The organism is Treponema rectale (genome assembly GCF_014202035.1).
In the GTDB taxonomy this organism is placed as follows: Bacteria; Spirochaetota; Spirochaetia; order Treponematales; family Treponemataceae; genus Treponema_D; species Treponema_D rectale.
In genome coordinates this window covers 355,767-381,337 of record NZ_JACHFR010000002.1, presented here as the reverse complement: position 1 = coordinate 381,337, position 25,571 = coordinate 355,767, and the positions used below count along the sequence as shown (strand labels likewise).

Below are 25,571 nucleotides of genomic sequence, written 5' to 3'. Positions count from 1 at the left end.
TGTACGGTTATTATTTTTTTGAATAAATTAAGGCGAATTCTTTTTTAGAGTTCGCCTTTTTTATTGCACAAACAACGCGTTAGGGATTGGAGCACCGCCGCAGGCGTTCCGAAGCGGAAGCGCAGGAATGAAGCGGCAGCGTAAGTGCGGAAAGCCCGGCCCGTAAGGATGGGATTGCCGTGTCGAGCACGGCAATGACAGACTGGAGGGAAACGCCCAAAAACTGGTTTTTGTAAGGAGTTAAAATATATGAAGAGAACAGACATTAACAAAGTTCTTATTATTGGTTCGGGACCTATTGTAATTGGTCAGGCATGTGAATTTGACTATTCGGGAACACAGGCATGTAAGGCTCTGAGAGAACAGGGGTACAAAATCGTACTTGTAAACTCAAACCCTGCTACAATCATGACAGATCCTGTTATGGCAGATGCTACTTATATTGAGCCGCTGAATGTTGAACGTCTTTCTCAGATTATTGAAAAAGAACGTCCTGATGCACTTCTTCCAAACCTTGGCGGACAGACTGGTCTTAACATGGCTATGGAATTAAACAAAGCCGGTGTTCTTGATAAATATGGTGTAAAAGTAATCGGTGTTAACCTTGATGCAATTGAACGTGGTGAAGACCGTGAAATCTTTAAGGAAACAATGAAGAGTCTGGGAATTGATACTCCACGTTCCGGAATCTGTCATACTGTAGAAGGTGCAGAAAAAATTGCTGAAGAAATCGGATTCCCTCTGGTAGTTCGTCCTGCTTATACAATGGGCGGTCAGGGAGGAGGTTTCTGCTATAACGTTGAAGAATTACGAACGATAGTTAGCAACGGTCTTGATCTTTCCATAACACACCAGTGTTTAATAGAAGAAAGTATTCTTGGATGGGAAGAACTTGAAGTAGAAGTTGTACGTGATTCTAAAAATCAGATGATTGCTATCTGTTTTATAGAAAACATTGATGCAGTTGGTGTTCATACCGGTGATTCTTTCTGTTCAGCACCATTCATGACAATCAGCAAGGAACTTGAAGAAAAGCTCAAGAGCATGGCATTTAAGATTGTTGAATCTATCGGTGTTATCGGTGGAACTAACGTTCAGTTTGCACACAATCCTAAGACAGGACGTATCGTTATTATTGAAATCAACCCTCGTACTTCCCGCTCTTCTGCTCTTGCTTCTAAAGCTACAGGTTTCCCGATTGCTTTAATTTCAGCAAAACTTGCAGCAGGTTTAACTCTTGATGAAATTCCATACTGGCGTGACGGTACTCTTGAAAAATATACTCCAGGCGGAGCCCCTGATGGAGACTATGTTGTTCTTAAATTTGCCCGCTGGGCATTTGAAAAATTCCGCGGCGTAGAAGATTCCCTTGGAACTTCAATGAAAGCTGTCGGTGAAGTTATGTCCATCGGTAAGACTTTCAAAGAAACATTCCAGAAAGCAATCCGTGGTCTTGAAAACGGACGCAGCGGTTTGGGATTTGCAAAAGACTTTAACCGTAAATCTGCTGATGAACTTTGTGAAATGCTTAAAACTGCTTCAAGCGAAAGATACTTCCAGCTTTATGAAGCTATCCGTAAGGGCGTTTCTCTGGATAAACTTCATGAAATTACTTATGTTAACATGTACTTCCTTAACCAGATGAAGGAACTTGTTGACCTTGAAGAAGAAATGCTTAAAAACCAGGGTCGTGTTCCGGAAGATAAGCTTTTGATTCAGGCTAAAAAAGACGGTTTCAGCGATAAGTATTTAAGCAAGATTCTTAAAGTTGCAGAAAAAGACATTCGCAACCGTCGTAAGGAACTTGGCATAAAAGAAGCATGGCTTGCTGTTCCTGTAAGCGGTGTAAAAAATGCTAACTACTACTATTCAACCTACAATGCAGAAGACAAAGCTCCTGTAACAACAAACCCTAAGAAAATTATGATTCTCGGCGGCGGTCCAAACAGAATCGGTCAGGGTATTGAATTTGACTACTGCTGCTGTCATGCCGCTATGCAGCTTAAAGAACTTGGTTATGAAACAATCATCGTAAACTGTAATCCGGAAACTGTTTCTACAGACTACGATACTTCTGACAAGCTTTACTTTGAACCGGTTACAACAGAAGATGTTCTTCAGATTTACGAAAAAGAAAAGCCATACGGTGTTATCGTTCAGTTCGGTGGTCAGACACCGCTTAACATTGCCCGTGAACTTCAGGAAAACGGTGTAAACATCCTCGGTACTTCAATCGACAGTATCGATATTGCAGAAGACCGTGACCTCTTCCGTCACATGATGGAAAAACTTGAAATCCCTATGCCTGAGAGCGGAATGGCAATCAACTTTGAAGAAGCTAAAGCCTGTGCAGAAAGAATCGGTTATCCGATTATGATTCGTCCTTCATTCGTTCTTGGCGGACGCGGAATGGAAGTAATCTACGATGAAGCAACTTTAAAAGAATATGTTGAAAAAGCTGTCGGCGTAACTCCTGACCGCCCGCTTCTTATCGACCGTTTCTTGAAAAACGCTCTTGAATGTGAAGCTGACGCCCTTGCTGATTCAAACCACGTATATATTCCTGCTGTTATGGAACACGTTGAACTTGCCGGTATTCACTCAGGTGACTCTGCCTGTGTTATTCCTCCAGTTTCAATTCCACAGAATAATCTGGACACTATTAAGGAATATACGAAGAAAATCGCAGAGAATCTTCATGTATGCGGTCTTATGAACATGCAGTACGCTATTGAAGACGGAAAGGTTTATGTAATCGAAGCAAATCCTAGAGCTTCCCGTACAGTTCCGCTTGTTTCAAAGGTTTGTGACACTCAGATGGCCCGCCTTGCAACCCGCATGATGCTTGGTGAATCTCTTGAAAGTCTCGGACTTAAGGATAAAGTTATTCCTTACTACGGAGCAAAAGAAGCAGTTCTTCCTTGGGCAAGGTTCCCTGGTGTTGATCCAATTCTTGGACCGGAAATGCGTTCTACTGGTGAAGTTCTCGGTCTTGCAGAAACTTTCCCTCTTGCATTCTATAAGGCACAGGAAGCTGCAGGTTCTGAATTGCCACACGCTCCTGCTGCATGGGAAAACAAAAAGGTTCTTATGTCTTTAAGCAACAAGGAAGGTCAGAAAGAACAGGTTCTGTATATCGGTAAAACTCTGAAGGAACTTGGATTTACTCTTGTAGGAACTCAGGGTACGGCAGATTTCTATAATTCAAATGGAATTAAATGTGATGTCGTAAACAAGATTGGTGCAGGACGTCCGGATGTTGTTGACCTGATTATGAATAAGGATGTATGTCTTGTAATCAACACTCCTAAGGCTAAGCGTAATTATGCTGAGGACAGGAAGACTATCCGTAAGGCTTGTCTTAAATACAAGGTTCCTTATATCACTACACTTGCCGGTGCTCTGGCTGCTGTTAAGGGTATTGATTCGGTTAAGAACGGTAATGGTGGTGAAGGCGGAGTTCGTTCACTGCAGGAATATCACTCGCTGATCAAATAGGTTTTTGCCGGACGTGTGCCGGCAAAAACTCTATGAGCACGACACAGGTACTTTTCAAGTCCCTGTGCGTGTCAAATTAATTTCTAATCCGACACTTTCAGTGCGGTTAAAATCATAGGAAACAGCCTGTCCTTCTTTTTTGGTGGACAGGCTGCTTTTTTTTACGGATAAAAATCTTTTTAATTAACTCTAATTCTTACAATCCCACGTCATATATTCTTTGGAAGTTTCAATGTCTTTCCAGGTAAAAATGCCGTTTTCAAAAATCATATAACTGTGACAGAACGCTTCTTTAGGAATAGAAACAGAACCTGTATTCAGATACTGGAACGTATCTCCTGTATCTGTCTTACATTCCCTGCAGGCAGGAACATGTGTATGTCCGCACAGAAGAATTCCATTCTTTACAAAAGAAGGTGGATTTTTTTCTCCATATAAATGGCCGTGAGTTGCAAATATTAAAACTTCATTCAGTTCAAGAATCGAATAATCTGCAAGTACCGGAAACTTTAATACCATCTGATCCACTTCTGCATCACAGTTTCCACGCACACTTATAATTTTATCTGCTAATGGATTCAGCATCTCAATAACAGCTTTTGGAGCATATTCGTCAGGAAGATTATTTCTCGGACCATGATATAAAATATCTCCAAGCAGAAGAATTTTATCAGCCTGCTCTTCCCTGAAGCGTTCCATCATTTTTCGGCACCATAAAGCGGAACCATGTATATCTGAAGCAATAAATAATTTCATATAAAAAATTCTATATAAATTCATTTTCAGGTCAAGACGTTCAGAAAGATGAAATTTTAAAACTTTCAACTAACCTTAAAAAAGAAAAAAATTTTCACATTTTAAAGACCATGATATAATGAAAGAATGCAAAGTTTGAAAAATTATAATCCAACTCTATTTTTAGACAAATTCCGCGGAAAAGATTTCTCGGGAGAATGGCCAACGTTACCTGAAATTTTTACAATAACTGTAAAACGCTTCGGGTCAAGAAATGCTTTTACTGACTGGGATACAGATGCCGGTTCAAAAAGAACTTATTCCTATAATACCGTATTCAATCAGGTAAATACTCTTGCGCAGTGGCTGATAGAAAACGGAATAAAAAAAGGAGACCATATCGCCGTAACCGGAAAAAATTCTCCGGAATGGGCAACGGTTTATCTGGCAGCACTTTTTGCAGGAGCAACAATCTGTCCTATGGATTATGCCCTTCATGAAAGTGAACTTGAAAACCTGCTGGCAACGGCAAAACCAAAATTTCTTTTTGTCGACACAGAAAAATTTGATTACTTTAACAACAAAGAAAACAGCTTTAAGGTTTTTGCCTTAAACAGAAAAAACGAAAATTACATTTTTACACTTAAACCTTCAAAAGATGTAAGACTTACACAATTCCCGGAAGAAAATGATATAGCAGCAATTCTTTTTACCAGCGGAACAACCGGAAAACCAAAAGGTGTAATGCTCAGTCATAAGAATCTTGTAAGTGATGCATTCATAGCTCAGTACAACATGATTATCAATGAACAGGATGTTTTTTACGCACTTCTTCCGATTCATCATGCCTATACTATGCTTGCCGTTTTTATTGAATCAATTTGTATCGGAGCAGAAATTGTATTCGGTAAAAGCATGGCTGTAAGTAAACTGATGAAAGAACTTAAAGAAGGAAAAATCACAATGCTTTTGGGAGTTCCTCTTCTGTTCAACAAACTTGCTGCAGGAATTCTAAAAGGTATAAAAGAAAAAGGTCCGCTTATTAATTTCATAATGAAATCACTGATGAATGTTTCATACGCCGTTAAAAAAGTTACAGGCATTAACATCGGACATAAACTTTTTGCACCGGTTCTTAAACAGGCAAATATAAACACTATCCGCATTGCTATTTGTGGCGGAGGTCCTTTAGCAAAAAGCGTTTTCAAACTTTACAATGAAATGGGTATTGATTTTGTTCAGGGTTACGGGCTTACAGAAACCTCTCCTATTATTGCACTGAATCCGATTCAGCACTTTAAAATCCAAAGTGTCGGTCAGTATTTTGCAGGACATATGCAGATGAAAATCCTTAATCCTAATGAAGAAGGAATAGGAGAAATCTGTGTAAAAGGTCCGATGGTCATGCAGGGATACTACAACATGCCGGAAGAAACAGCAAAAATGTTTACTGAAGACGGCTGGTTTAAAACCGGAGACCTTGGATGGCTGGATAAAGAAAACTATCTTATGCTCAGCGGAAGATGCAAAAACATGATTGTCACTGAAGGCGGAAAAAATGTTTATCCGGAAGAAATAGAAGATTCTTTCCAGCTGGAAACAGATATTCAGCAGATTACAGTTCAGGGATACATTGCAGATGAACAGAAAAAATCTGAGGAACTGGAAGCTTTGATTTACCCTGCAGACAGTCTTTTTGAAAAGCTTAATCTCAAAAGAGCAGATGTTTCACAGGAGGCCAGAGATTCAGTATACGAAAAGATTTCTGCCATCGTAAGCAAAATAAATAAAAACCTTCAGCCATATCAGCGCATCACAAGAATAACAATTCTTGATACCCCGCTGGAAATGACCACAACCATGAAGGTAAAAAGAAACTACAAAAAATAATTTCAAACCTTAAAATAGACTAAACATTCAGTTTGCAGAATGTTAATATATAGAAAAATGCGAACGGAGGAAAACATGAAAATCGCACAAATTGTAAAACGGTTCACTGCAGCCATGATGGTTGCAGCAGCTCTTCCAGTCTTTGCAAAAGGTGTAGAAACTCAGCCAAAGACAAACGACAATGATATAGTCATTCTTTACACAAATGATGTTCATTGCGGAATCAACGGAAAGATCGGTTACGCAGGTCTTGTTGCCTACAAAAACCAGACTCTTACCCAGACTCCATATGTTCTTACAATAGATAACGGAGATGCAATTCAGGGTGAAGCAATCGGTTCTATTTCCAAAGGAAGTTACATAATCGACATCATGAATGAAGCTTCTTATGATCTCGCTATTTTAGGAAATCATGAATTCGATTATACAATGCCACAGCTGGAACAGCTTACAAAAAAAGCAAAGTTTACTTATGTTAATACAAATATCACTTACAAAGGAAAAAACAAGACTTCTTTTGTAGACAACACAACTCCGTATGTAATAAAAGAATTCGGTTCAGTAAAAATCGGTTTCCTTGGACTCTGCACACCAACGAGTATTACAACTTCTACTCCAACTTACTTTATGGAAAAAAATAAAATCGTCTATGATTTCAGTGACGGTTCAAAAGGAAAAAAACTTTACTCTCTTACCCAAAAATACATAGATAAATGTTACAAAGAAGGTGCTGATTACGTTATCGTACTTTCTCATCTCGGAGATGAAGGTGTTCCTGAAGGTGTTTCATCAAGAGATTTAATTGCAAATACTTACGGTATCACTGCAGTTCTTGACGGACATGCTCATAATGTAATTCCTTCTGAAATCCTTAAAAATAAAAAGGGACAGAATGTAATCCTTACTTCTACAGGAACAAAATTTGAAAACCTCGGAAAACTTACAATTTCAAAAGACGGAAATGTTTCTTCAGAACTTGTAAACGACTTTACACAGAAAGATGCAAAGATTCAGGCTTTCATTGATTCAATCCAGGCTTCTTATAAAGATGATCTCCAGAAAGTTGTAGCAAAAAGTGACGTTGAACTTTCCATCACTGATGAAAACGGCGTACGTCTTGTACGTACACGAGAACTTCCTATCGGTGATCTTTGTGCAGATGCATACCGTAACATTGCTCAGTCAGACGTAGCTTTCGTTAATGGCGGTGGAATTCGTACTCTTCTTCCAAAAGGAGACATTACTTTTGAAAACATTCTTAAAGTTCATCCTTTCGGAAACATGCTTACTATGGTTGAAGCTAACGGACAGCAGATTCTTGATGCACTGGAATTTTCAGTACACAGCATGGAAGCAGAAACTTCTTCTAACGGAAAAGCTGTTGGAGAATTCGGAGGATTCCTTCAGGTTTCTGGTGTAAAATTCACAGTTGACCTTTCTGTTCCAACTTCTGTTGTTACAGATGACAAAAATATGTTCGTTAAAGTTGCCGGCGATCGCCGTGTAAAGGACGTATATATTCTTCAGGGAGACAAATGGGTTCCTATAAACGCAAAGAAAACCTATACAGTTGCAAGCCACAACTATATGCTTCTTAACTGCGGAGACGGATACACAATGTTCAAGAATGATAAAATTCTCATCGACAGCAGTATGTCAGACTACCAGGTTCTCATGACATATCTTGTTGATATTCTTGAAGGAAAACCAGGTCTTATGTATTCTGAATCACAGAACCGCATTACAATTAAATAAAATCTAAAAAGCAAAAGGCTGCCGGAGAATAAAACTAATTTTCCGGCAGCCTTTTTTTGTTTTAAATATTCAATTAAACCTTCAAAGTCCTTAAATATTCTTTTCTTTCATCAGGAACCCTGAAACTTTCAATTGCTTTCTGAATAGTCTTATTATGTGTCCAGGACTCTAATTTTTTTTCTTCCAGATACTTTACAGCAGACTCATACTGCTTTGCCAGAGCCGTTGCAAAATACCAGGCCTGCATCATTTTTACGTAATATTCTTCAGAATGAACCGATGCAACTTTTTGTGCAAACCTTTCTTCAAAAAGAACATCTAAAAAATGCTGCATCAGCATACCGATTGCAAAACGAATTTTATAAGTCTCTCCAGATTCAATCCAAAGATTTATATGCGGTAAAAGTTTCTGCGGCTGCTTCTTAAAAACTTTAGGAAGAAGCTGATCACAGGTTGCCCAGTTATTTATATACGGTAAAAACTTATCCACATATTTTATACAGTTATCAAAATCTTTTTCTTCAGAAAGAATAAAACTATGCAACTGATTTTCTTCATAGTAATAATGAGGAAGTGAAGATAAAAATTCTTCTCCACTGCCGGCTTTTATAATTTCCTTTGCAAATTTTCTTAATACCGGAGTTCTTACTCCAATTACTTTATCCGTTTCAATTCCAGGAATAAGTTTAAGATGAAACTCCCTGAATTTTTTATCCTGCAGAGAAAATAAATGTTTTACAATCTGTTCATTTGTCATTTTAAATATCCGCCGAAACACCAGCCTGTTGTTCCTTCCTCAACATCTTTTCCGTCAGAAGTTTTTGCCTTTTTTACAACTTCAACTTTTACCCATTTAGATTCTATATCATCAATTATATCTGAATTACCTAATTCCACAACTTTTACTCTTGCTCCCTGCTTAATCGTTGTTATTATATCTGCTGCAGTTCCCTGTTCAGAGCGAAGCCGGAGATTTGTTTTTACAACCATTTCTTTTGGCTGAATATACAGTACTGTATTATTTATGCAACCAAGCCAATCTATAACATCATCAACCATAACATATCCGTCTTCAACTTTTAACATGAAGGTTACTTTATTTAGAATTTTTGCAGGTATGAATTCTACGCTACCCAGTTCAAGCAAAGAATTTATTTTTAAATCATCTGCGGGAATAAAGCCTTTACCCTCTTTCTTATAAATTTTTTTTCCTGGTGCTATAACTTTGACAGTGTAAGGTCTTTTTTCACCATGCAAATATTCAAACAATTCAAATACCATTCTTTTTTCTGCTTTTGAAAAATCAAAAATTAACAGAGTCCATATATTAAAAAACCCTGCATTTTCAGATTTTTCATATACACATAAAGACTTTTCATCAACCCAAGTTTCTGATGAATTAATACTAAGTTCTGAATCAGAATAATATTCCAGATAATCTCCTAAATAATGAATTGAGTTTGCTTTATTTACAACTTCAAAAACAGAAACTCTTGTAGAAGAGAACCCGCTGCCTGCAGTTCCTGGATTCCAGTCACTTTTAATAATAATCACATCATGTCCGCCTTTTGACTCAACGCTGGTATTTTTTATGAATCCAACACTTTCTTTATATCTATCAAAAGACAAACCGTATTTATAATTTACAACGTTTGTACCTTTTTTTATTTCAACATAGGCGTTTACAATATTATCACTATATGTTGCATCTTCACTTTTCCGTTCATAATAAAGCGTTACAGATAGATCATTTTTTTCAGCAAGTACTTCAGATATTAAGTTTTTTGTTTTTTTCCATTTCTTGTCTTTCTCAAAAATTTCATTTGAATTATCAGAATAAGCAACATTGTAAAACTGCAAATCCGTATAATCAGACAGTTCTGAAACCTCTTTATATCCTTTTAATTTTTCTGACCATCCGCATACAAAACAAGACATCACCAGTATCAATGTTGTTGTCTTTTTCATACCTTTTTTCATTCTAAACTCCTTTTTTTTGTGCAACCGCAATTTTATGATAAATTTAAGAAAAAGGTAAAGACTATACTTTTTACAAATTTTACAGAAATAAGTAATAAATATAATCTGCCGCAACTGCTCCTCTCAAAATCACTCTGTTTATAAGAAGCAATATCTGTATATACAAAACATAACTGAACCCATCTCTTTAATTTTTTAATAATTTTAGATACAGTTTCTTTTATGGAAAAATCACAGCTTACAACTTTATGCTATATCGAAAACGAAGACTCTTACCTCCTGCTGCACAGGACAAAAAAAGCAAACGACATTAACCATAATAAATGGATAGGAGTCGGTGGTCATTTTGAATTTGGAGAAAGTCCGGAAGACTGTCTGCTGAGGGAAGTTTTTGAAGAAACAGGGCTTACATTAACTTCCTATCAATTCCGCGGAATAGTTACATTTCTTTCAGATGATGATCCGGCTGAATACATGTGTCTGTACACCGCTGATAAATTTACAGGAACAATAAAAGAATGTGATGAAGGAAATCTAGAATGGATAAAAAAAACAGATTTCATGAAACTTGAACACTGGCAGGGAGATGTTATTTTTTTAAATCTTCTTCAAAGTAATGAACCTTTTTTCTCTCTGAAACTTATTTATAAATCAGGAAGACTGCAAAAAGCCGTTCTTAATGGAAAAGAAATCGACTTCTAAATACGTCGAGTCAAGGCACGCTAACGCTTAAAGCCTTGACTTCGCCGTTTTGAGGGTTTGTACTACCCCCTCAATAAGATGTGTATATTACTATACATAATTATAGTATTATACACATCTTCAACTTTCTTCTATATATATGTATCTGTCACCTTATTTGAACCTCAAACAAATTTTCTGTAACTGAAATTCATTATTTCAGGCTGAAAATATGAGGGGTTTCTGAAATGTACAGAAAAAAAATCATAAACAATAGTTTCACTACCTGGCAGCTATCACACCTGAATAATTTCCAGCCTGTAACAGATACGCCCGCTTACCAGGATAAAATAAAGCGCCGCATAAACTAACCTCAATCAAAGAACATAAAAAGATCAAATCACCAGCAGCAGTTTCTTCATTCTTCACAAAACTTTATGTATTTATGTTTCATGTGAAACACAACAATTAAACTCTGGCACCGTCCATAAACCTCGTGTACTATACGCAGCTCGTAATAAATATAAGCATTTTAGATGATACGAAATACCCTCCTGAAAAAAACTTACACGAATGGACTATATTGTTAAAAAAGACCTGCACTGGTTTAAATCATTCAGATTCATCTTCCGATTAAAGTATTACAATTTTTACTGACTCAAACATTTTAGAAATATTGTACTCTTTATATTGAAACAAAAATTCAGTTAAAATCCCTTTTATTAATGTAACGAATAACCATATTGATAGCGTAAAAAAAACTTCACCAAGAATATTACACTAAATAAAATTTATCCTGAACAAAAAAAACATATCAGAATATGCAATATAAGATAAATTCCTATAATTTCCGCTACAAAAAACCACAAGTTATCCACAACCTGTAAATAATGAGATTAGCCTGAATCTAAAAAGAAAAAGGTAAAAAACCCCGTGTTTAAAGGCTTTTATAAACACAAGAATACAATCAGAAAATTTATATCAATACTTATACAAAAGTTATCCACAGAATACACACAAACATCACTTTGACTGGTAATCAGGTACATAAATTATATATGCAGGTCCATAAGCCAGACAGCAGCTGTTCAGCTTTATAAGCTTTATAAATAAAGCCCAATAAAAAATCCCCCGACACAAAGTCAGGGGATCATATCCAGTATTTCAAAAATAAAATGTTTCATGTGAAACACAGATTACACTTTTTTAACAGATTACTTCCAAAAAAATACCTTGAAAACCTGCTAAAGTCTTCAAGGCACTTTATAAAAACTATTTAATATTAAGTCTCATAACTTTTGAACTTCTTTGAGGAGTCCATATTTCCCTTCGCTTTGCGGGCAAGGATTCAACTGTAGATTCCGTAAATCCAAGTGTCTCAAACCAATCTGCAGTTTGTGTTGTAAGAAGGAAAATACTTTTTGCTTTTAATTTTGTTGCACGTGAAACAAGAAATTCTATCAGCTTTGGACCGATACCAATGTGAGAACAAGTTTTATCCACAGCAACCCCTGCAATCTCCATCTGACCGTCCGGATATTTTACTAAAGAAGCACAGGCTCTTATAGCACCATCAAGTTCATAAACAATATAATCACCTATCTGATTATTAAGCATTTCCTTTGTCCGTGGTAAAAGAATGCCGGAATCAATAAATGGTTTCATTACAGAAAGTACTGCAGAAATATCATCACGGCCCATATCTCTGATAGTGCCATAGTTATTACAGTAAATCATTGTACCAGAACCAAAGTCGCTGAAAATTTCACATGGAATAGTACCATCTAAAGATCCATTCAAAATATGAACACGAGAAACTCCAGATATACATGCCTCTTTTGCAAGTTTCAAAAGATTAATTATTTTTTCACGTGAAACATTTCCATTTGTATTTTTATTAGTCTCAATAAAAGAATCCAGTTCTTCAATATTCATAGCAGGAACTGTTCCCTCTCCAGAGAGACCAATATTCTCAGGTAAAGAAAAAGTAGAATCATTTATCTCAGCATCAGGCACAACATAAAAAAGCTTGTCTGCTTTTAAATGAATTGCAACCTGCTTTGCCAGCTCAACAGAAGAAATATTATACGGCTTGCCGGCAGCACTCCATCCAATACACGGGAAGATAGGGATAAACCCGTCATCTAAAACCGTCTGTATTGTATCAACCTGAAGCTTATCAATTTCACCGTTTGTACCAAAATCAAATCCATCAACAACGCCCTTTCCTCTGGCCCTGACCCAGTTACCAATAAGCGCTGTTTTCTTTTCTCCTGCCAGTGCAGTCATAACCTGATTTGATACATCAAAGGCTGCCATCTTTATCAATGGCATTGCTTCAGGACCTGTAATACGACAGTTATCATGTACAGACCAGGAAATATTTGAAACCTTCAATATTTCATCTATACGTTTACTGGCGCCAGGAATCATTATTACTTTAAGTCCTGCATCATGAATTTTAGCAATATCTTTTATATGACTTAAAAATAATGGAGACTCAATCAGATTCTCATCCATGTAAATGATTACTAAAGCATCTTTAAACCTTTGAATATACCTGATTACATCACGAATCTGTTCTGCTTTACCATGCACAATTTCTGCTTTCATATACCCTTCCTATCCCATAAATATTGACTACTAACTATCAGTCTGTTTGGAGTTATCATGTTTGCTGCGCATAGAATATACGCATCCACAATAATCCTGCCTGTATAATCCGTATTCAGAACTAAGCTGCAGGCTTCTTAAAAAGCCATTCTTCTTCTTAAAATCAGCCGGTAAATACTTAACATCTGACAAGTTGTCAAATGTATAGCCAATTGTATTTATTTTCACGGCATCTTTATAAGGACTGATAGACAGCGTAGTCGTAAAATAATCATACTTATTATTAACTGCAAATTCAAAAGCTTTTTTCATTCGGAATTCATAACAGCGGCGACATCGTTCTCCCCTTTCAGGTTCTTCCTGCAGTTCCGGCTGTTCCCTGGTTTTTACGGCATCAAAAAAAATCTCAGGATTATACTCTGCAACCTCAAGCTTAACACTGTTTTGTAATGCTAAAGGAAACTTTGACAAAAAGACTTTCAACTCTTCCAGTCTACGTTCATATTCAGATTGAGGATGGATATTCGGATTAAAATAATAAATCGTAATATCAAAAAAAGCTGACAGGTATTCAATAACATAAGAAGAACATGGTGCACAGCATGCATGAAGCAAAAGCTTTGGTTTAACAGGAAGCTTCTGCACCTGCAGTATAATTTGAGTCAGCTGTTTCTGATAATCAATCTTTTCTTCTTTCATAAAAGAAGAATACCACTGTAAAAAAAAATGTGCCACCCGAAAACCTTCCGGAAGGCACATGACAATCAAGGGCACTATATCTCAAAAACACTGAGTAGTTTGGGTTCAATATTTATAAAGACATGATTTTCCTCTTCAAAAAAGATTAACCCTTAACTGAACCTTAATAAAATAACGAATTGCATTTTCTTAGTATAACGAAATGATTATTCTGTTTTTTACCGATTTGAGTATTTTCATGTATGTTTTATTTATATTAAAACCTGTCCCCATTAAAAATTTAATTTTTTTCATACAAAATTTACCATTATTCAAAAGGAAAAATTGTATTATTGTTTTATAATTGAAAGAGATATAGAAGACAGCGTCGTCTGCCAGTATCCCTTACAAAAAGCTCAACCAACGGAGTCTTTATGTTTAAGAAAAGTTCTAATTCCCTGATTTTTGAAAAAAACGGAGAAACAGTTAAGATTGAACCTTGGGGAACGGATTCCCTTAGAATTCGTGCAACGATGAATCCAGAATTTACAAAAAATACCTGGGGACTTACAGAAACTGTAAAAACCAAATCTTCCGTAAAAATAGAAATTTCAGATTCAGGCGCCAGCATTTCAAACGGAAAACTTTCTGCAAAACTAAATGCAGGCGGCGTTATAACTTTTGAAAAAAACGGAAAAAAAATTCTTCAGGAATATCACCGCAGCTACGACCATTCCGCATCAAATGAAAGCATTGCCCTTAAAGTTGTAAACCGTCAGTACAAAGGAAACATCGGCGGCGGAGAATACCAGATTACGGCAAGATTCAATCCAAATGATGATGAAAAAATTTTCGGCATGGGCCAGTATCAGCAGCCATACCTTAACCTTAAAGGATGCGTTCTTGAACTCGCACAGCGCAACTCACAGATTTCCATACCATTTGCAGTCTCAAGCTTAGGCTACGGCTTTCTCTGGAACAACCCGGCAGTAGGCAGAGTAACATTTGCTACAAATATGACTGAATGGAAAAGTGAATGCAGCGATGAACTGGATTACTGGATTACCGCCGGTAATACTCCAAAAGAAATCACTGAACGCTATACAGAATGTGTCGGAAGAGCACCTCTGATGCCAAAAGATTATCTCGGATTCTGGCAGTGCAAGCTGCGTTACAGAACACAGGAAGAAGTTCTTACAGTTGCAAGAAAATATAAAGAGCTGGGCATTCATCTTGATGTAATAGTCATAGACTTCTTCCACTGGTGCCGTCAGGGAGACTGGAGTTTTGACAAAGAATACTGGCCTGACCCAAAAGCAATGTGTGATGAACTTCATGCAATGGGAACTAAAGTTATGGTTAGCGTATGGCCTAGCGTAGATAAAAAAAGCGTAAACTACTGGCCTCTTGCCGAAAAAGGACTTTTCCTTAGATGTGAACGGGGTGTTATTCAAACCTATGATTTTAACGGAGACTGTCGCACGATTGATCTTACAGCACAGGAAGCCCGCAATTTTCTCTGGAAAGCATGTTTAAAGAATTATGTAAAATACGGAATTGATATGTTCTGGCTCGATAATGCTGAACCGGATCTTTCTGTATACGACTTTGAAAACTACAGATACCGTATCGGGCCTGCACTTAAAGTCAGCAACCTTTATCCAAAACTTTATGCACAGACATTTGCCGACGGATTCAACAAAATCGGAAAAAAGAATTTTGTTAACCTTGAACGCTGTGCCTGGGTTGGAAGTCAGAAATATGGCGTAGTCCTCTGGAACGGAGACGTACAAAGTACATTTGAATGTCTCGAAGATTCTGTTTCACAAGGAATCAACATGGGTCTTGCAGGTATTCCATGGTGGACAACCGATGTGGGAGGCTTTATGTATGGAGATCCAAAAGATCCGGCCTTCATTCATCTGTTAATGCGCTGGTTTGAATTTGGTGTCTTCACTCCAATACTGAGACTTCACGGAGACAGAAGTCCGCAGCTTAAACCCTTTGTTACAGACAGAGATTACGGCGGAGGATTCTGCTGGTCCGGACAGGACAATGAAATATGGTCTTATGGTAAAGATGCTCAGAAAATAATGGAAAAACAGATAAAACTCAGAGAAAGCCTGAGAGACTATATTGAAACCCTCATGAAAGAAGCACACGAAAAAGGAACCCCACTTATGAGGGCAATGTTCTATGAATTCCCGGATGATGAAACCTGCTGGAATATTCGGGATCAATATATGTTTGGAAATGAATATCTTGTAGCACCTGTTCTTCATGCAGAAGAATACAAACGCTCTGTATATCTTCCAGCCGGCAACTGGAAAAACATAAATGACGGAAAAGTTTACAAAGGAGGAAAAACGTACGTAGTGAATGCACCAATTGACTGCATACCCGTCTTCAAAAAAGCCTGAAAACTTGAAAACCTTTTTGTGTACTTTTGGTTAACTGACAGTTTTCCTCAACCAAAAGTACACAATTTTTTTTATTTTAAAATTGCTTCAATTTCATTCAATTCTGAATCTGTAAAATTCAATTTCTGAACAGTTTTAACATTTTCTTCAATCTGCTCAGGATTATGTGCACCAATTAAAACTGAAGTAACGCGATTCTTTCTCAAATTCCAGGCCAATGCCATCTGAGACAGAGACTGTCCCCTGTCCAATGCCATTTCATTCAGCTTCTTTGCTTTTGAAATCTTTTCTTCCGTTATGAATTCTTTTTTCAGGAATACACCACGGGTTGCACGGGAATTTTCCGGAATTCCATTAAAATACTTTGTAGAAAGAATACCCTGTGCCAGAGGACTGAAAGTTATAGAACCAGCTCCAACTTCATCAAGGGCATCAAGAAGTCCGTCTTCCTCACTCCAGCGGTCAAACATATTATATCTGAACTGGTTAATGAGAAGAGGTGTTCCGTTGGCCTTAAGCAAGGCTGCAGCTTTTTTTGTATCCTCTGCATGATAATTTGAAATTCCCGCATACAAAGCTTTTCCACATTTTATGGAATCACTTACGGCAGACATTGTTTCTTCAAGAGGGGTTTCTGGATCCGGTCTGTGATGATAAAAAATATCCACATATTCAAGATTCATTCTCTTAAGACTCTGATTCAAACTTGCAATAAGATACTTTCTTGAACCAAAATCTCCGTATGGACCAGGCCACATCCCGTATCCGGCTTTTGTAGAAACTATAATTTCATCCCTGTAAGATTTAAGTTCCTGATTTATAATTCTTCCAAAGTTTTCTTCAGCACTTCCAGGTTCAGGACCATAATTATTTGCCAGGTCAAAATGAGTAATTCCCAGATCAAATGCCTTAAAAATCATTTTCTTCTGATTTTCAAAATCATCTACTGAACCAAAATTATGCCAAAGTCCAAGAGAAATTCTCGGAAGCTTAAGACCACTTTTTCCACAACGCTGGTACTCCATCGTACCTTCATATCTCTTTGAATCTGCTAAATATACGCTCATACAAAAAATTGTAGACTTAGTTAAATAATTTGTCGAGGTTAAAATTTTTAAATAAAATCGTAAAAAAATACTCCCCTACCCTACCCTTAACCTTCTGTAGAAAAATCAGTAAAATAAAGTTCCATGGAACAGTATAAAAAAGAATTTATTGATTTTATGGTTGAGTGCAATGTACTCAAATTTGGTTCTTTCACATTAAAAAGCGGAAGAAAATCTCCTTTCTTTATGAATGCAGGTGCTTATATAACAGGCAGCCAGCTGGAACGCCTCGGAGAGTTTTATGCAAAAGCAATTCATGATAACTTCGGAGATGATTTCGATGTACTTTTCGGACCTGCCTACAAAGGAATTCCTTTAAGCGTTGCAACCTGTATTGCATACTCAAAACTTTACAATAAAGAGATAAAATACTGCGCTGACCGCAAAGAAGAAAAAGATCATGGTGCAGACAAAGGTTCACTTCTTGGATATGGAATTAAAGACGGAGACAGAGTCGTAATAATTGAAGACGTTACAACTTCCGGAAAATCAATCGAAGAAACTTATCCTAAAATAAAAGCACAGGAAACTACTCCCGGCGGAATAAAAATTGTGGGAGAAATAGTTTCTCTTAACAGAATGGAAAGAGCTGCTGATTCAACAAAAAGTGCCCTTCAGGTAATTTCAGAAAAATACGGTTTCCCTGCAAAAGCAATTGTTTCCATGAAAGAAGTCGTAGAAACCCTTTACACTCCAGGAAAAAACGGCGTTATAACTGATGAACTGAAAAAAGAAATTGATGCCTACTACGCTGAATGGGGTGCAGATTTCTAAGATGAAGTATTCTAATAAAAATTCCCTTTTTATAAAGCATACAGCCATTTTTATGGTTACACTTATGAGTACACTTTTGTCTGTAAGCTGTAATAAAAAGGGTACAGAAAATAAACTTACAATAACAAAAGCAGAAAGAATTGTCGTTTTATGTCCAAGCGGGGCAGAAATCCTAAGTACAATCGGGGCTGAAGACCACATAGTTGCAAGAACAGATTTTTGTGACTATCCTGAAAGTCTGAAACAGATTCCAAGTATAGGTGGTTTTTCAGGAGATACTCTCAGTATAGAAACAATTCTTTCTTACAAACCGGATTTCGTTTACGGATCTTTAGGAATTCATGATACTGTAAAAGAAAATCTTGAAAACCTGAACATACCGGTCTATCTTTCTGAAACAAAAGACATTGAAGATATACTTACTGAAATAGAATTTATGGGGTCAGTTACACATCATGTCGAAGAAAGTCAATCTGTTACCAGACAGTTAAGGATACAGATTAAATCCCTTAATGAAAAAAAAAATAAGAATAATTCTATTCCTGACGTTTATTGGGAAGTTTGGAATGCTCCTTTTATGTCTGCCGGTAAAAAATCCTTCATAAATGACGTAATAAACCTTGCCGGTGGAAAAAACATTTTTTCTGATGTAGAAGATGTATATCCCATAATCAGTGAAGAAGCTATTCTTTCTCGAAATCCAGATGTAATAATCATTCCTGTAGAAAATGGAATTACTATAAATACACTAAAAAAACGTGCCGGTTGGGAACAAATAAAAGCTGTAAAAAATGAATCTGTTATTTTTATAGATTCTAATCTGTTTACAAGACCTGGTCCAAGAATAATTCAGGCTGCTGAAAAACTTTATGACCAGCTGCACAAATAAACATTAATATAATAAAAAAGGGGATGTCCAAAAAGTTCAAAAAATGTCATTTTCGGGCACGACCCGAAAATCTATTTAATTACAATACAAGAGATTGCCGTGTCGAGCACGGCAATGACTCATACTGAACGCTACGCCACATTCGCACGCACCTGCTACGAATGTGTGTTTCAGCATCTACACCACATCTAGTTCTATAGATTCCGAAACAAATTCGGAATGACACTAGGATGTAAACTTATTGGTCATCCCCTTTTTTTAGCCTTATTTACTTATCTTCATTATCACTGGCTGCGATTCTATCGACACCAACAACATAATCAGGTTCAGAAATATCAACAACTCTTACGCCGCTGCTTCCCCTTCCCTGCTTAGAAATTGAAGAAGCATCAACTCTAAGGGAAGTTCCCTGACTGGTGATACACATGATACTGTCTTTTTCTTTAATGGTAAGGGCACCAACAATTTCTCCCTTATCATCAACATTACCAAAGACTTTCTGTCCGCCAGTTCCACGACCATGAGCCGAGAATTCATCAAAGGAAACTCTCTTTCCAAATCCTTTTTCAGTAATAACAAGCATATCTGTTTCTGGAATTACAGGAGTAGCTGCACAAAGCTCGTCTCCTCCAGAAAGTTTCATTCCGTTTACGCCACGGCTGCTTCTTCCCATTGGACGAACATCTTCTTCTGTAATTCGCAAAGCCTGACCGCGACGGCTGATAAGCATAATTTCAAAATTACCCTGAGAAAGAACTGTACTGACAAGCCGGTCTCCGTCATCAAGACGAATAGCCTGCATACCCTTAGCCTTTGCATTACGGAATTCATTTGTAGGTGTCTTTTTAACAATACCGTTTGCAGTAGCCATAAACAAATATTCAGATTCACTGAATTCACGGATACGTTCAACAATAGTAATCTCTTCATTTGCACTTACAGCAAGAAGACTCTTTATATGTGAACCGCGGCTGGTTTTTCCGGCTTCCGGAATTTCATGAACTTTAACCCAGTAAGCCTTTCCAAGATTAGTAATGAAAATCAAATGCTCATGCGTTGAAGCAACAAACATCTGGTTAATGTAATCTTCTTCAACAAGTTTTGCAGAAATAGTTCCCTTTCCGCCACGACCCTGGCTCTTGTACTGACTTACAGGAACACGCTTGATATAACCAAGTTTTGAAATAAGGATAACCATATCCTCTTCTTTAATCATATCTTCTACGTTAATGCTTTCAACTTCTCCTGCAACAATGTCTGTACGGCGGTCATCACCATATTTCTCTGCAAGCTTATTTGTGTCATCCTTAATAAGCTGAAGAATTCTGCTGTGATCATCAAGAAGACCCTGAAGATAATCAATCAAAGCCTGAAGTTCTTTGATTTCATTCTGAAGGTCTTCAATCTGAAGATGTGTAAGGCGCTTAAGCTGCATATCAACAATAGCCTGTGCCTGTTCATCATCAAAATTAAAGCGCTGTTCAAGTCTTGCTTTAGCTTCATTCGTATCACGACTTTCCTTAATAATCTTGATAACTTCATCAATATTATTAATTGCCGTTATGAGAGCTTCCAGAATATGCATTCTATGTTTAGCAACTTTGAGATCATAAATCGTACGACGGGTTATTACCTCATCACGATGCTTAACAAAATGCATGATAAGCTGTTTAAGATTTAAAACTTCCGGTTTAAGATATTCTGCTTTTAAAGTCAGGTAACCAGGTTCTTCATAACGAATGCCCTTTTCTTTTTCCTGTGGAACAAGAGCAAGATTTATAACACCAAAGTTTGACTGCAAATCAGTTTTTGCAAAAAGCTGATTCAATACAACCTTAGTAATTGCACCGCGTTTTAAATCTACAACAAGACGCATGCCTGAACGGTCTGAAGACTCATCGTTTGCTCCGACAATACCTTCTATCTGCTTGTCACGAACTAATTCCTTTATGCGGCGGATGATATTTGTCGTATTTATTCCGTACGGAACTTCTGTAAATACAATTGATTCACGGCCATTCTTATCTGTTTCAATCGTAAACTTCGAACGGATAGTAATTTTTCCGCGTCCAGTTTTATATGCCTTTTTTATTCCCTCTCGACCATAAATTACACCTCCGGTAGGAAAGTCCGGACCTTTAATGTAATTCATCAGTTCATCAATAGAAATTTCAGGGTTGTCGATATATGCAGAAATTGCAGCTGCTACTTCCCTGAGATTGTGGGTAGGCATATTTGTTGCCATACCGACAGCAATACCTGTAGTTCCGTTACAAAGCAGGAATGGAAACGCTCCCGGTAATACGCTAGGTTCTTTTGTCGTATCATCAAAGTTCGGAATCATGTCTACGGTATTTTTAGAAATATCCGCAACCATTTCTTCAGAAATCTTTGACATTTTTGCTTCTGTATAACGGTAAGCAGCAGCAGGGTCACCGGCAATAGTACCAAAGTTTCCCTGTGGTATTACAGTTGTATAACGCTGTGCAAAATCCTGACCAAGACGAACAAGAGCATCATAAACGGAAGCATCACCATGAGGATGATAATGTCCGAGAACTTCACCGACGATAGTAGCACACTTTTTCGTTTTTCCGCCGCTGGAAAGATGAAGAGTGTCCATTGCATACATAATACGGCGATGTACAGGTTTAAGACCGTCACGAACATCTGGCAAGGCACGCTGTACAATTACAGACATTGAGTAGTCAATATATGCCTGCTTTACTTCATCCTCAATCGGTATCTTTATTACTGTTCCGCCTTCCGGTGTCTTTATCTCTTCCATTTTTTTTCTCTCTATAAGTTAAGTATTAAAATCCGTTCTTAAAATGAACTGTGAAAACTAGAAATCCAGGTTTGCATAACTTGAATTGCTTTCAATGAACTGACGGCGAGGTTCAACTTCTTCACCCATGCAGACACTGAAAATCTTATCAGCAGCAACAGCATCAGGAATTGTTACTACCCGCATCTTTCTGTTTGCAGGATCCATTGTTGTTTCCCAAAGCTGATTACCATCCATTTCACCAAGACCTTTATAGCGCTGAATATCTATATCACTCTTCTTTTTCTTTTCATCTGTTTTTTCTGAAGAAGAATTATCTTCTACTGCATCAGCTTCTTCTTCATCTTTTTCATCAGCAGAAGCAACAGATGGTTCCTTTCTTAAATCAGCAAGAATCTGGTCACGTTCTTCATCTGAATATGCATAATGAACTTTTCCTCTCTTACCCTTCTGAAGTCTGTAAAGAGGTGGCATAGCAAGATAGACATAACCATGCTCAATAAGCTGCGGCATGTAACGGAAAAAGAAAGTAAGCAGAAGAGTACGAATATGACTTCCGTCAACATCGGCATCTGCCATAATTATAATTTTATGATATCTAAGCTTATCAATATTAAAATCTTTTCCAAACCCAGCACCTAAAGAAGCAATTACCGGTTCCAGTTTATCATTATTCATTACTTTTTCAGGACGAACCTTTTCTACGTTAAGCATTTTTCCCCAGAGAGGAAGAATTGCCTGTGTCTTAGGATCACGACCTTTTTTTGCAGAACCGCCTGCAGAGTCTCCTTCTACAATATAAACTTCACACTGTGCAGGATCTTTTAACGAACAGTCAGAAAGTTTTTCAGGAAGACCAAAACCGTCAGACATTGTTTTCTTACGCATATTGTCTTTTGCTTTACGGGCAGCAATACGCGCAGCAGCTTCTCCGACAGATTTTTCAAGAATAAGATCTATTATTTTAGGATTCTGTTCTCCCCAGAGAGTGAGCTTTTCTTTTACAAGCTGATCTACATAACCGCGAACTTCAGAGTTTCCAAGCTTTGTTTTTGTCTGACCTTCAAACTGAGGTTCCGGAACTTTTACTGAAAGAACAGCAGTAAGACCTGATCTTACATCATCACCGGTAAGCCGTTCTTCCTTATCAAGTTTTTTCAAAAGCTTTTCACGTTTTTCAAGAAACTTATTCAGAACAAAAGTAAGGGCTGTTTTAAAACCTTCAAGATGAGTTCCACCTTCACGGGTATTGATGTCATTAACATAAGAATAAATATTCTCAGAGAATGAATCGTTATACTGAAGTGAAACTTCTATCTGAACATCATTATTTTCTCCGCTTATATAAACCGGCTGTTCAGGAACAACCTGCTTGCCTTCATTAAGATAAGTTACGTAATGATTAATACCGCCCTCAAACTTAAAAATAACTTCTTTTGGAGTTTCAAGACGCTCATCACGGAAAATAATATTAATTCCAGGATTAAGGAATGCAAGTTCGCGAAGACGATTTGCAAGAACATCAAAATTATAAGTTGTTGTTTCCTGAAAAATTGAAGAATCTGCCTTCCAGCGGATTGTAGTTCCATGAAGATTTGTTTCTCCAAGTTTTTCTACTTTAGTCTTAGGAATACCTATTCCATACTTCTGCTGATAATGAAAACCGTCACGGAAAATATCTGCAGTCATCCATACAGAAAGAGCGTTTACACAGGAAACACCTACACCGTGCAAACCACCGGAAACCTTATATGTTGATTTATCAAATTTACCACCGGCATGCAGACGGGTAAGAACAAGTTCAAGTGCACTTACTTTTTCAGTAGGATGCATGTCTACAGGAATACCGCGTCCATCATCTTCTACACGACAGATATCATCTTTTTCCAAAGCAACAGTGATTTTAGAACAATAACCAGCCATTGCTTCATCGATACTGTTATCAACAACTTCATATACAAGATGATGTAAACCGTTCGGACCGGTTGAACCTATATACATACCAGGACGCTTACGTACAGCTTCAAGTCCGTGCAAAACCTGAATACTTGATGCACCGTAATTAGTATTTTCGTCTGACATTTCTAGCTCCGATAATGTGTTTTGTCACTGAATTAAATACATATTTTATATGTAGAATTCGAGAACGAAATTATACTTTTTATACCTCAAAAAGTCTATTCCTACACTCCCCTCAAACCTCTGAATTCCTGTATCTGAATATTACTACAATACATATGTTTAGCTGTGGAAAACTTTCCATTGATGAACTATAATCGGCTTTTATGAGTGAACAGAACTATAAAGATTTTTGGGATGAAGCATTAAAAGAAATACATCAGGATTACATTAATAAGGGCCAGGAAAATGAATTCCTCATCTGGTTCAACATGGAATATCTCGAAGACAATCTTACAGAAATAAAAGTAGGTGTTCCTTCTGATTTCATGTGGTCAAGAATGGTAAGCATGGGTTATGTAAGCGCAATACAGTCTAAAATCGCTCAGTTTACAGGCAGAACCATAAATATCGTTTATACCGTAAAAAACAATGTACAGAGCCCGTACAGCCCTTCTGAGAACAAAATTCAGCAGAATACTCCAGCTGCCCCGGTTCAGGCTCAGGAACCTGTTCCTCAATTTACAACTTCAACTTCAACTTCAACTTCTGAAGTCACAGAATCATTTACACCCCAGAGTTCAGCACCTAAGCAGCATCCAAAATTAAAGGAAGACTATACATTTGAAAAGTTTGTTACCGGAGAAAACTCGGATTTTGCTTACAATGTCTCTCTTGCAGTAGCAAAAAACCCTGGAAAAGCTTACAACCCTCTCCTTATATACGGAGGTGTTGGACTTGGAAAAACTCACTTAATGCAGTCCATCGGTAACTATATATACGCGCAGAAAGGAGAATCTGCAAAAATATGCTATATAACTGCAGAAAATTTCACAAATGAATTCATTCTTGCAACACAGGAAGGTCCTTCCTCAATAACCAGATTCAAAAACAAATACAGAAAGCTTGATGTTCTCCTTCTGGACGACATTCACTTTTTCAAAGACAAGCTGGGAACTCAGGAAGAAGTATTTTATACCTTCGAAGCTCTGGAAATGATGAAAGCTCAGATGGTATTTACCTGTGACCGTCCTGTTTCTGAATTAAAAGGATTCAGTGAAAGATTAAAATCCCGCTGTTCTAAAGGAATGTGTCTTGACCTTCAGCCGCCTAATTATGAAACAAGGTGTGCCATCATTCAGAAAAAGCTCAGCAACATGAACAAAACAATTCCTCAGATTGATATTGATGCCGTAAGCTATATTGCAGAAAACGTACAGACAAACGTCCGTGATCTTGAAGCCTGTCTTACAAAAGTTCTGGCCTTTACGGAAATAACCGGAAAACCAATTACTTTATCAAACCTTCAGAACCTTCTCAGGGATCAGGTATCTCAAGTTTCTACTGAAAACATTACGATTGATATAGTTCAGAAAGTAGTAGCAGATTATTACAACATCTCTGTAAGCGACATAAAAGGAAAAAAACGTAACAACAGAGTAATTGTTCCCCGTCAGATTGCCATTTATATTGCAAGACAGCTTGGTGGTTTTTCATATCCTCAGCTTGGTGATGATTTTGGAGGCAGAGACCATACGACAATCATGCATAGCTATAATCAAGTAGAAGACAAAATAAAGACTGATTCAAATTTTGATTCTCACATACAGACCATAATAAAACTGGTAAAGGAGTATAAAAAATAG

Annotated in this window: 16 protein-coding genes; 8 read left to right on the top strand and 8 right to left on the bottom strand. The window is 37.3% G+C overall.

From position 1 onward, the window contains the following. Positions 1 to 249 precede the first annotated feature (249 nt). Positions 250 to 3,498, top strand: coding sequence for a carbamoyl-phosphate synthase large subunit (gene carB / locus HNP77_RS06270; protein WP_184652323.1), 3,249 nt, complete (start codon positions 250 to 252; stop codon positions 3,496 to 3,498). A gap of 189 nt (positions 3,499 to 3,687) precedes the next feature. Here carB and yfcE read toward each other — a convergent pair whose 3' ends face one another. Beyond that, entirely contained in the window at positions 3,688 to 4,254 is a 567-nt protein-coding gene (yfcE, locus tag HNP77_RS06265; RefSeq protein ID WP_184652322.1) for a phosphodiesterase, read from the bottom strand. 126 nt (positions 4,255 to 4,380) lie between these two features. Between yfcE and HNP77_RS06260 the strand changes: the two genes are divergently transcribed. Further along, positions 4,381 to 6,123, top strand: coding sequence for an AMP-dependent synthetase/ligase (locus HNP77_RS06260; RefSeq protein WP_184652321.1), 1,743 nt, complete (start codon positions 4,381 to 4,383; stop codon positions 6,121 to 6,123). A gap of 75 nt (positions 6,124 to 6,198) precedes the next feature. Then, positions 6,199 to 7,878: a bifunctional metallophosphatase/5'-nucleotidase gene (locus tag HNP77_RS06255; RefSeq protein WP_184652320.1), complete on the top strand. Its 1,680-nt coding sequence runs from the start codon at positions 6,199 to 6,201 to the stop codon at positions 7,876 to 7,878. Positions 7,879 to 7,951: 73 nt separating this feature from the next. Here the strand turns inward: HNP77_RS06255 and HNP77_RS06250 are convergent, their stop codons facing one another. Beyond that, positions 7,952 to 8,635 (bottom strand): DNA alkylation repair protein, encoded by a 684-nt coding sequence (locus HNP77_RS06250; RefSeq protein ID WP_184652319.1) that lies wholly within the window; start codon positions 8,633 to 8,635, stop codon positions 7,952 to 7,954. Further along, a complete protein-coding gene (locus HNP77_RS06245) occupies positions 8,632 to 9,882 on the bottom strand; it encodes an SH3 domain-containing protein (protein ID WP_184652318.1) in 1,251 nt (416 codons plus the stop codon). Before HNP77_RS06245 ends, HNP77_RS06250 begins: the two co-directional genes overlap by 4 nt. A gap of 198 nt (positions 9,883 to 10,080) precedes the next feature. Here HNP77_RS06245 and HNP77_RS06240 point away from each other — a divergent pair, with 198 nt between their 5' ends. Next, complete coding sequence (locus HNP77_RS06240) at positions 10,081 to 10,560, top strand: NUDIX hydrolase (protein ID WP_184652317.1); 480 nt, start codon at positions 10,081 to 10,083, stop codon at positions 10,558 to 10,560. A gap of 1,251 nt (positions 10,561 to 11,811) precedes the next feature. Here the strand turns inward: HNP77_RS06240 and argA are convergent. Together argA and HNP77_RS06230 are read right to left on the bottom strand one after the other, a co-directional pair. Next, positions 11,812 to 13,152 carry an amino-acid N-acetyltransferase gene (gene argA / locus HNP77_RS06235; RefSeq protein WP_184652316.1) on the bottom strand — a complete coding sequence of 447 codons (1,341 nt, stop codon included), beginning with the start codon at positions 13,150 to 13,152 and terminating at the stop codon, positions 11,812 to 11,814. Positions 13,153 to 13,182: 30 nt separating this feature from the next. Beyond that, positions 13,183 to 13,851: an epoxyqueuosine reductase QueH gene (locus HNP77_RS06230; protein ID WP_184652315.1), complete on the bottom strand. Its 669-nt coding sequence runs from the start codon at positions 13,849 to 13,851 to the stop codon at positions 13,183 to 13,185. A 413-nt stretch (positions 13,852 to 14,264) separates the two neighbouring features. On the opposite strand from HNP77_RS06230, the gene HNP77_RS06225 reads away from it, so the two are divergent. Next, the gene (locus HNP77_RS06225; RefSeq protein ID WP_184652314.1) at positions 14,265 to 16,250 is read left to right on the top strand and encodes a glycoside hydrolase family 31 protein; all 1,986 of its coding nucleotides are present in this window, start codon (positions 14,265 to 14,267) and stop codon (positions 16,248 to 16,250) included. Positions 16,251 to 16,321: 71 nt separating this feature from the next. On the opposite strand, the gene mgrA is transcribed toward HNP77_RS06225, so the two are convergent. Next, positions 16,322 to 17,317 carry an L-glyceraldehyde 3-phosphate reductase gene (gene mgrA / locus HNP77_RS06220; protein WP_184652313.1) on the bottom strand — a complete coding sequence of 332 codons (996 nt, stop codon included), beginning with the start codon at positions 17,315 to 17,317 and terminating at the stop codon, positions 16,322 to 16,324. A gap of 123 nt (positions 17,318 to 17,440) precedes the next feature. Between mgrA and pyrE the strand changes: the two genes are divergently transcribed. Together pyrE and HNP77_RS06210 are read left to right on the top strand one after the other, a co-directional pair. Next, positions 17,441 to 18,130, top strand: coding sequence for an orotate phosphoribosyltransferase (gene pyrE / locus HNP77_RS06215; protein WP_184652312.1), 690 nt, complete (start codon positions 17,441 to 17,443; stop codon positions 18,128 to 18,130). 64 nt (positions 18,131 to 18,194) lie between these two features. Next, a complete protein-coding gene (locus HNP77_RS06210) occupies positions 18,195 to 19,019 on the top strand; it encodes an ABC transporter substrate-binding protein (RefSeq protein ID WP_184652311.1) in 825 nt (274 codons plus the stop codon). Positions 19,020 to 19,287: 268 nt separating this feature from the next. Here the strand turns inward: HNP77_RS06210 and gyrA are convergent, their stop codons facing one another. Both gyrA and gyrB read right to left on the bottom strand, forming a co-directional pair. Continuing rightward, positions 19,288 to 21,807, bottom strand: coding sequence for a DNA topoisomerase (ATP-hydrolyzing) subunit A (gene gyrA / locus HNP77_RS06205; RefSeq protein ID WP_184652310.1), 2,520 nt, complete (start codon positions 21,805 to 21,807; stop codon positions 19,288 to 19,290). Positions 21,808 to 21,864: 57 nt separating this feature from the next. Next, on the bottom strand, positions 21,865 to 23,889 hold the full coding sequence (gene gyrB / locus HNP77_RS06200) for a DNA topoisomerase (ATP-hydrolyzing) subunit B (RefSeq protein ID WP_184652309.1): 2,025 nt from the start codon (positions 23,887 to 23,889) through the stop codon (positions 21,865 to 21,867). Positions 23,890 to 24,092: 203 nt separating this feature from the next. Here gyrB and dnaA point away from each other — a divergent pair, with 203 nt between their 5' ends. Beyond that, positions 24,093 to 25,571 carry a chromosomal replication initiator protein DnaA gene (gene dnaA, locus HNP77_RS06195; protein ID WP_184652308.1) on the top strand — a complete coding sequence of 493 codons (1,479 nt, stop codon included), beginning with the start codon at positions 24,093 to 24,095 and terminating at the stop codon, positions 25,569 to 25,571.

What these genes read in the sequence shown, in the direction of transcription:
- carB (WP_184652323.1), top strand. Translation starts at nt 250, where the DNA reads ATGAAGAGAACAGACATTAACAAAGTTCTTATTATTGGTTCGGGACCT.
- yfcE (WP_184652322.1), bottom strand. Translation starts at nt 4,254, where the DNA reads ATGAAATTATTTATTGCTTCAGATATACATGGTTCCGCTTTATGGTGC.
- HNP77_RS06260 (WP_184652321.1), top strand. Translation starts at nt 4,381, where the DNA reads ATGCAAAGTTTGAAAAATTATAATCCAACTCTATTTTTAGACAAATTC.
- HNP77_RS06255 (WP_184652320.1), top strand. Translation starts at nt 6,199, where the DNA reads ATGAAAATCGCACAAATTGTAAAACGGTTCACTGCAGCCATGATGGTT.
- HNP77_RS06250 (WP_184652319.1), bottom strand. Translation starts at nt 8,635, where the DNA reads ATGACAAATGAACAGATTGTAAAACATTTATTTTCTCTGCAGGATAAA.
- HNP77_RS06240 (WP_184652317.1), top strand. Translation starts at nt 10,081, where the DNA reads ATGGAAAAATCACAGCTTACAACTTTATGCTATATCGAAAACGAAGAC.
- argA (WP_184652316.1), bottom strand. Translation starts at nt 13,152, where the DNA reads ATGAAAGCAGAAATTGTGCATGGTAAAGCAGAACAGATTCGTGATGTA.
- HNP77_RS06230 (WP_184652315.1), bottom strand. Translation starts at nt 13,851, where the DNA reads ATGAAAGAAGAAAAGATTGATTATCAGAAACAGCTGACTCAAATTATA.
- HNP77_RS06225 (WP_184652314.1), top strand. Translation starts at nt 14,265, where the DNA reads ATGTTTAAGAAAAGTTCTAATTCCCTGATTTTTGAAAAAAACGGAGAA.
- mgrA (WP_184652313.1), bottom strand. Translation starts at nt 17,317, where the DNA reads ATGAGCGTATATTTAGCAGATTCAAAGAGATATGAAGGTACGATGGAG.
- pyrE (WP_184652312.1), top strand. Translation starts at nt 17,441, where the DNA reads ATGGAACAGTATAAAAAAGAATTTATTGATTTTATGGTTGAGTGCAAT.
- HNP77_RS06210 (WP_184652311.1), top strand. Translation starts at nt 18,195, where the DNA reads ATGAGTACACTTTTGTCTGTAAGCTGTAATAAAAAGGGTACAGAAAAT.
- gyrA (WP_184652310.1), bottom strand. Translation starts at nt 21,807, where the DNA reads ATGGAAGAGATAAAGACACCGGAAGGCGGAACAGTAATAAAGATACCG.
- gyrB (WP_184652309.1), bottom strand. Translation starts at nt 23,889, where the DNA reads ATGTCAGACGAAAATACTAATTACGGTGCATCAAGTATTCAGGTTTTG.
- dnaA (WP_184652308.1), top strand. Translation starts at nt 24,093, where the DNA reads ATGAGTGAACAGAACTATAAAGATTTTTGGGATGAAGCATTAAAAGAA.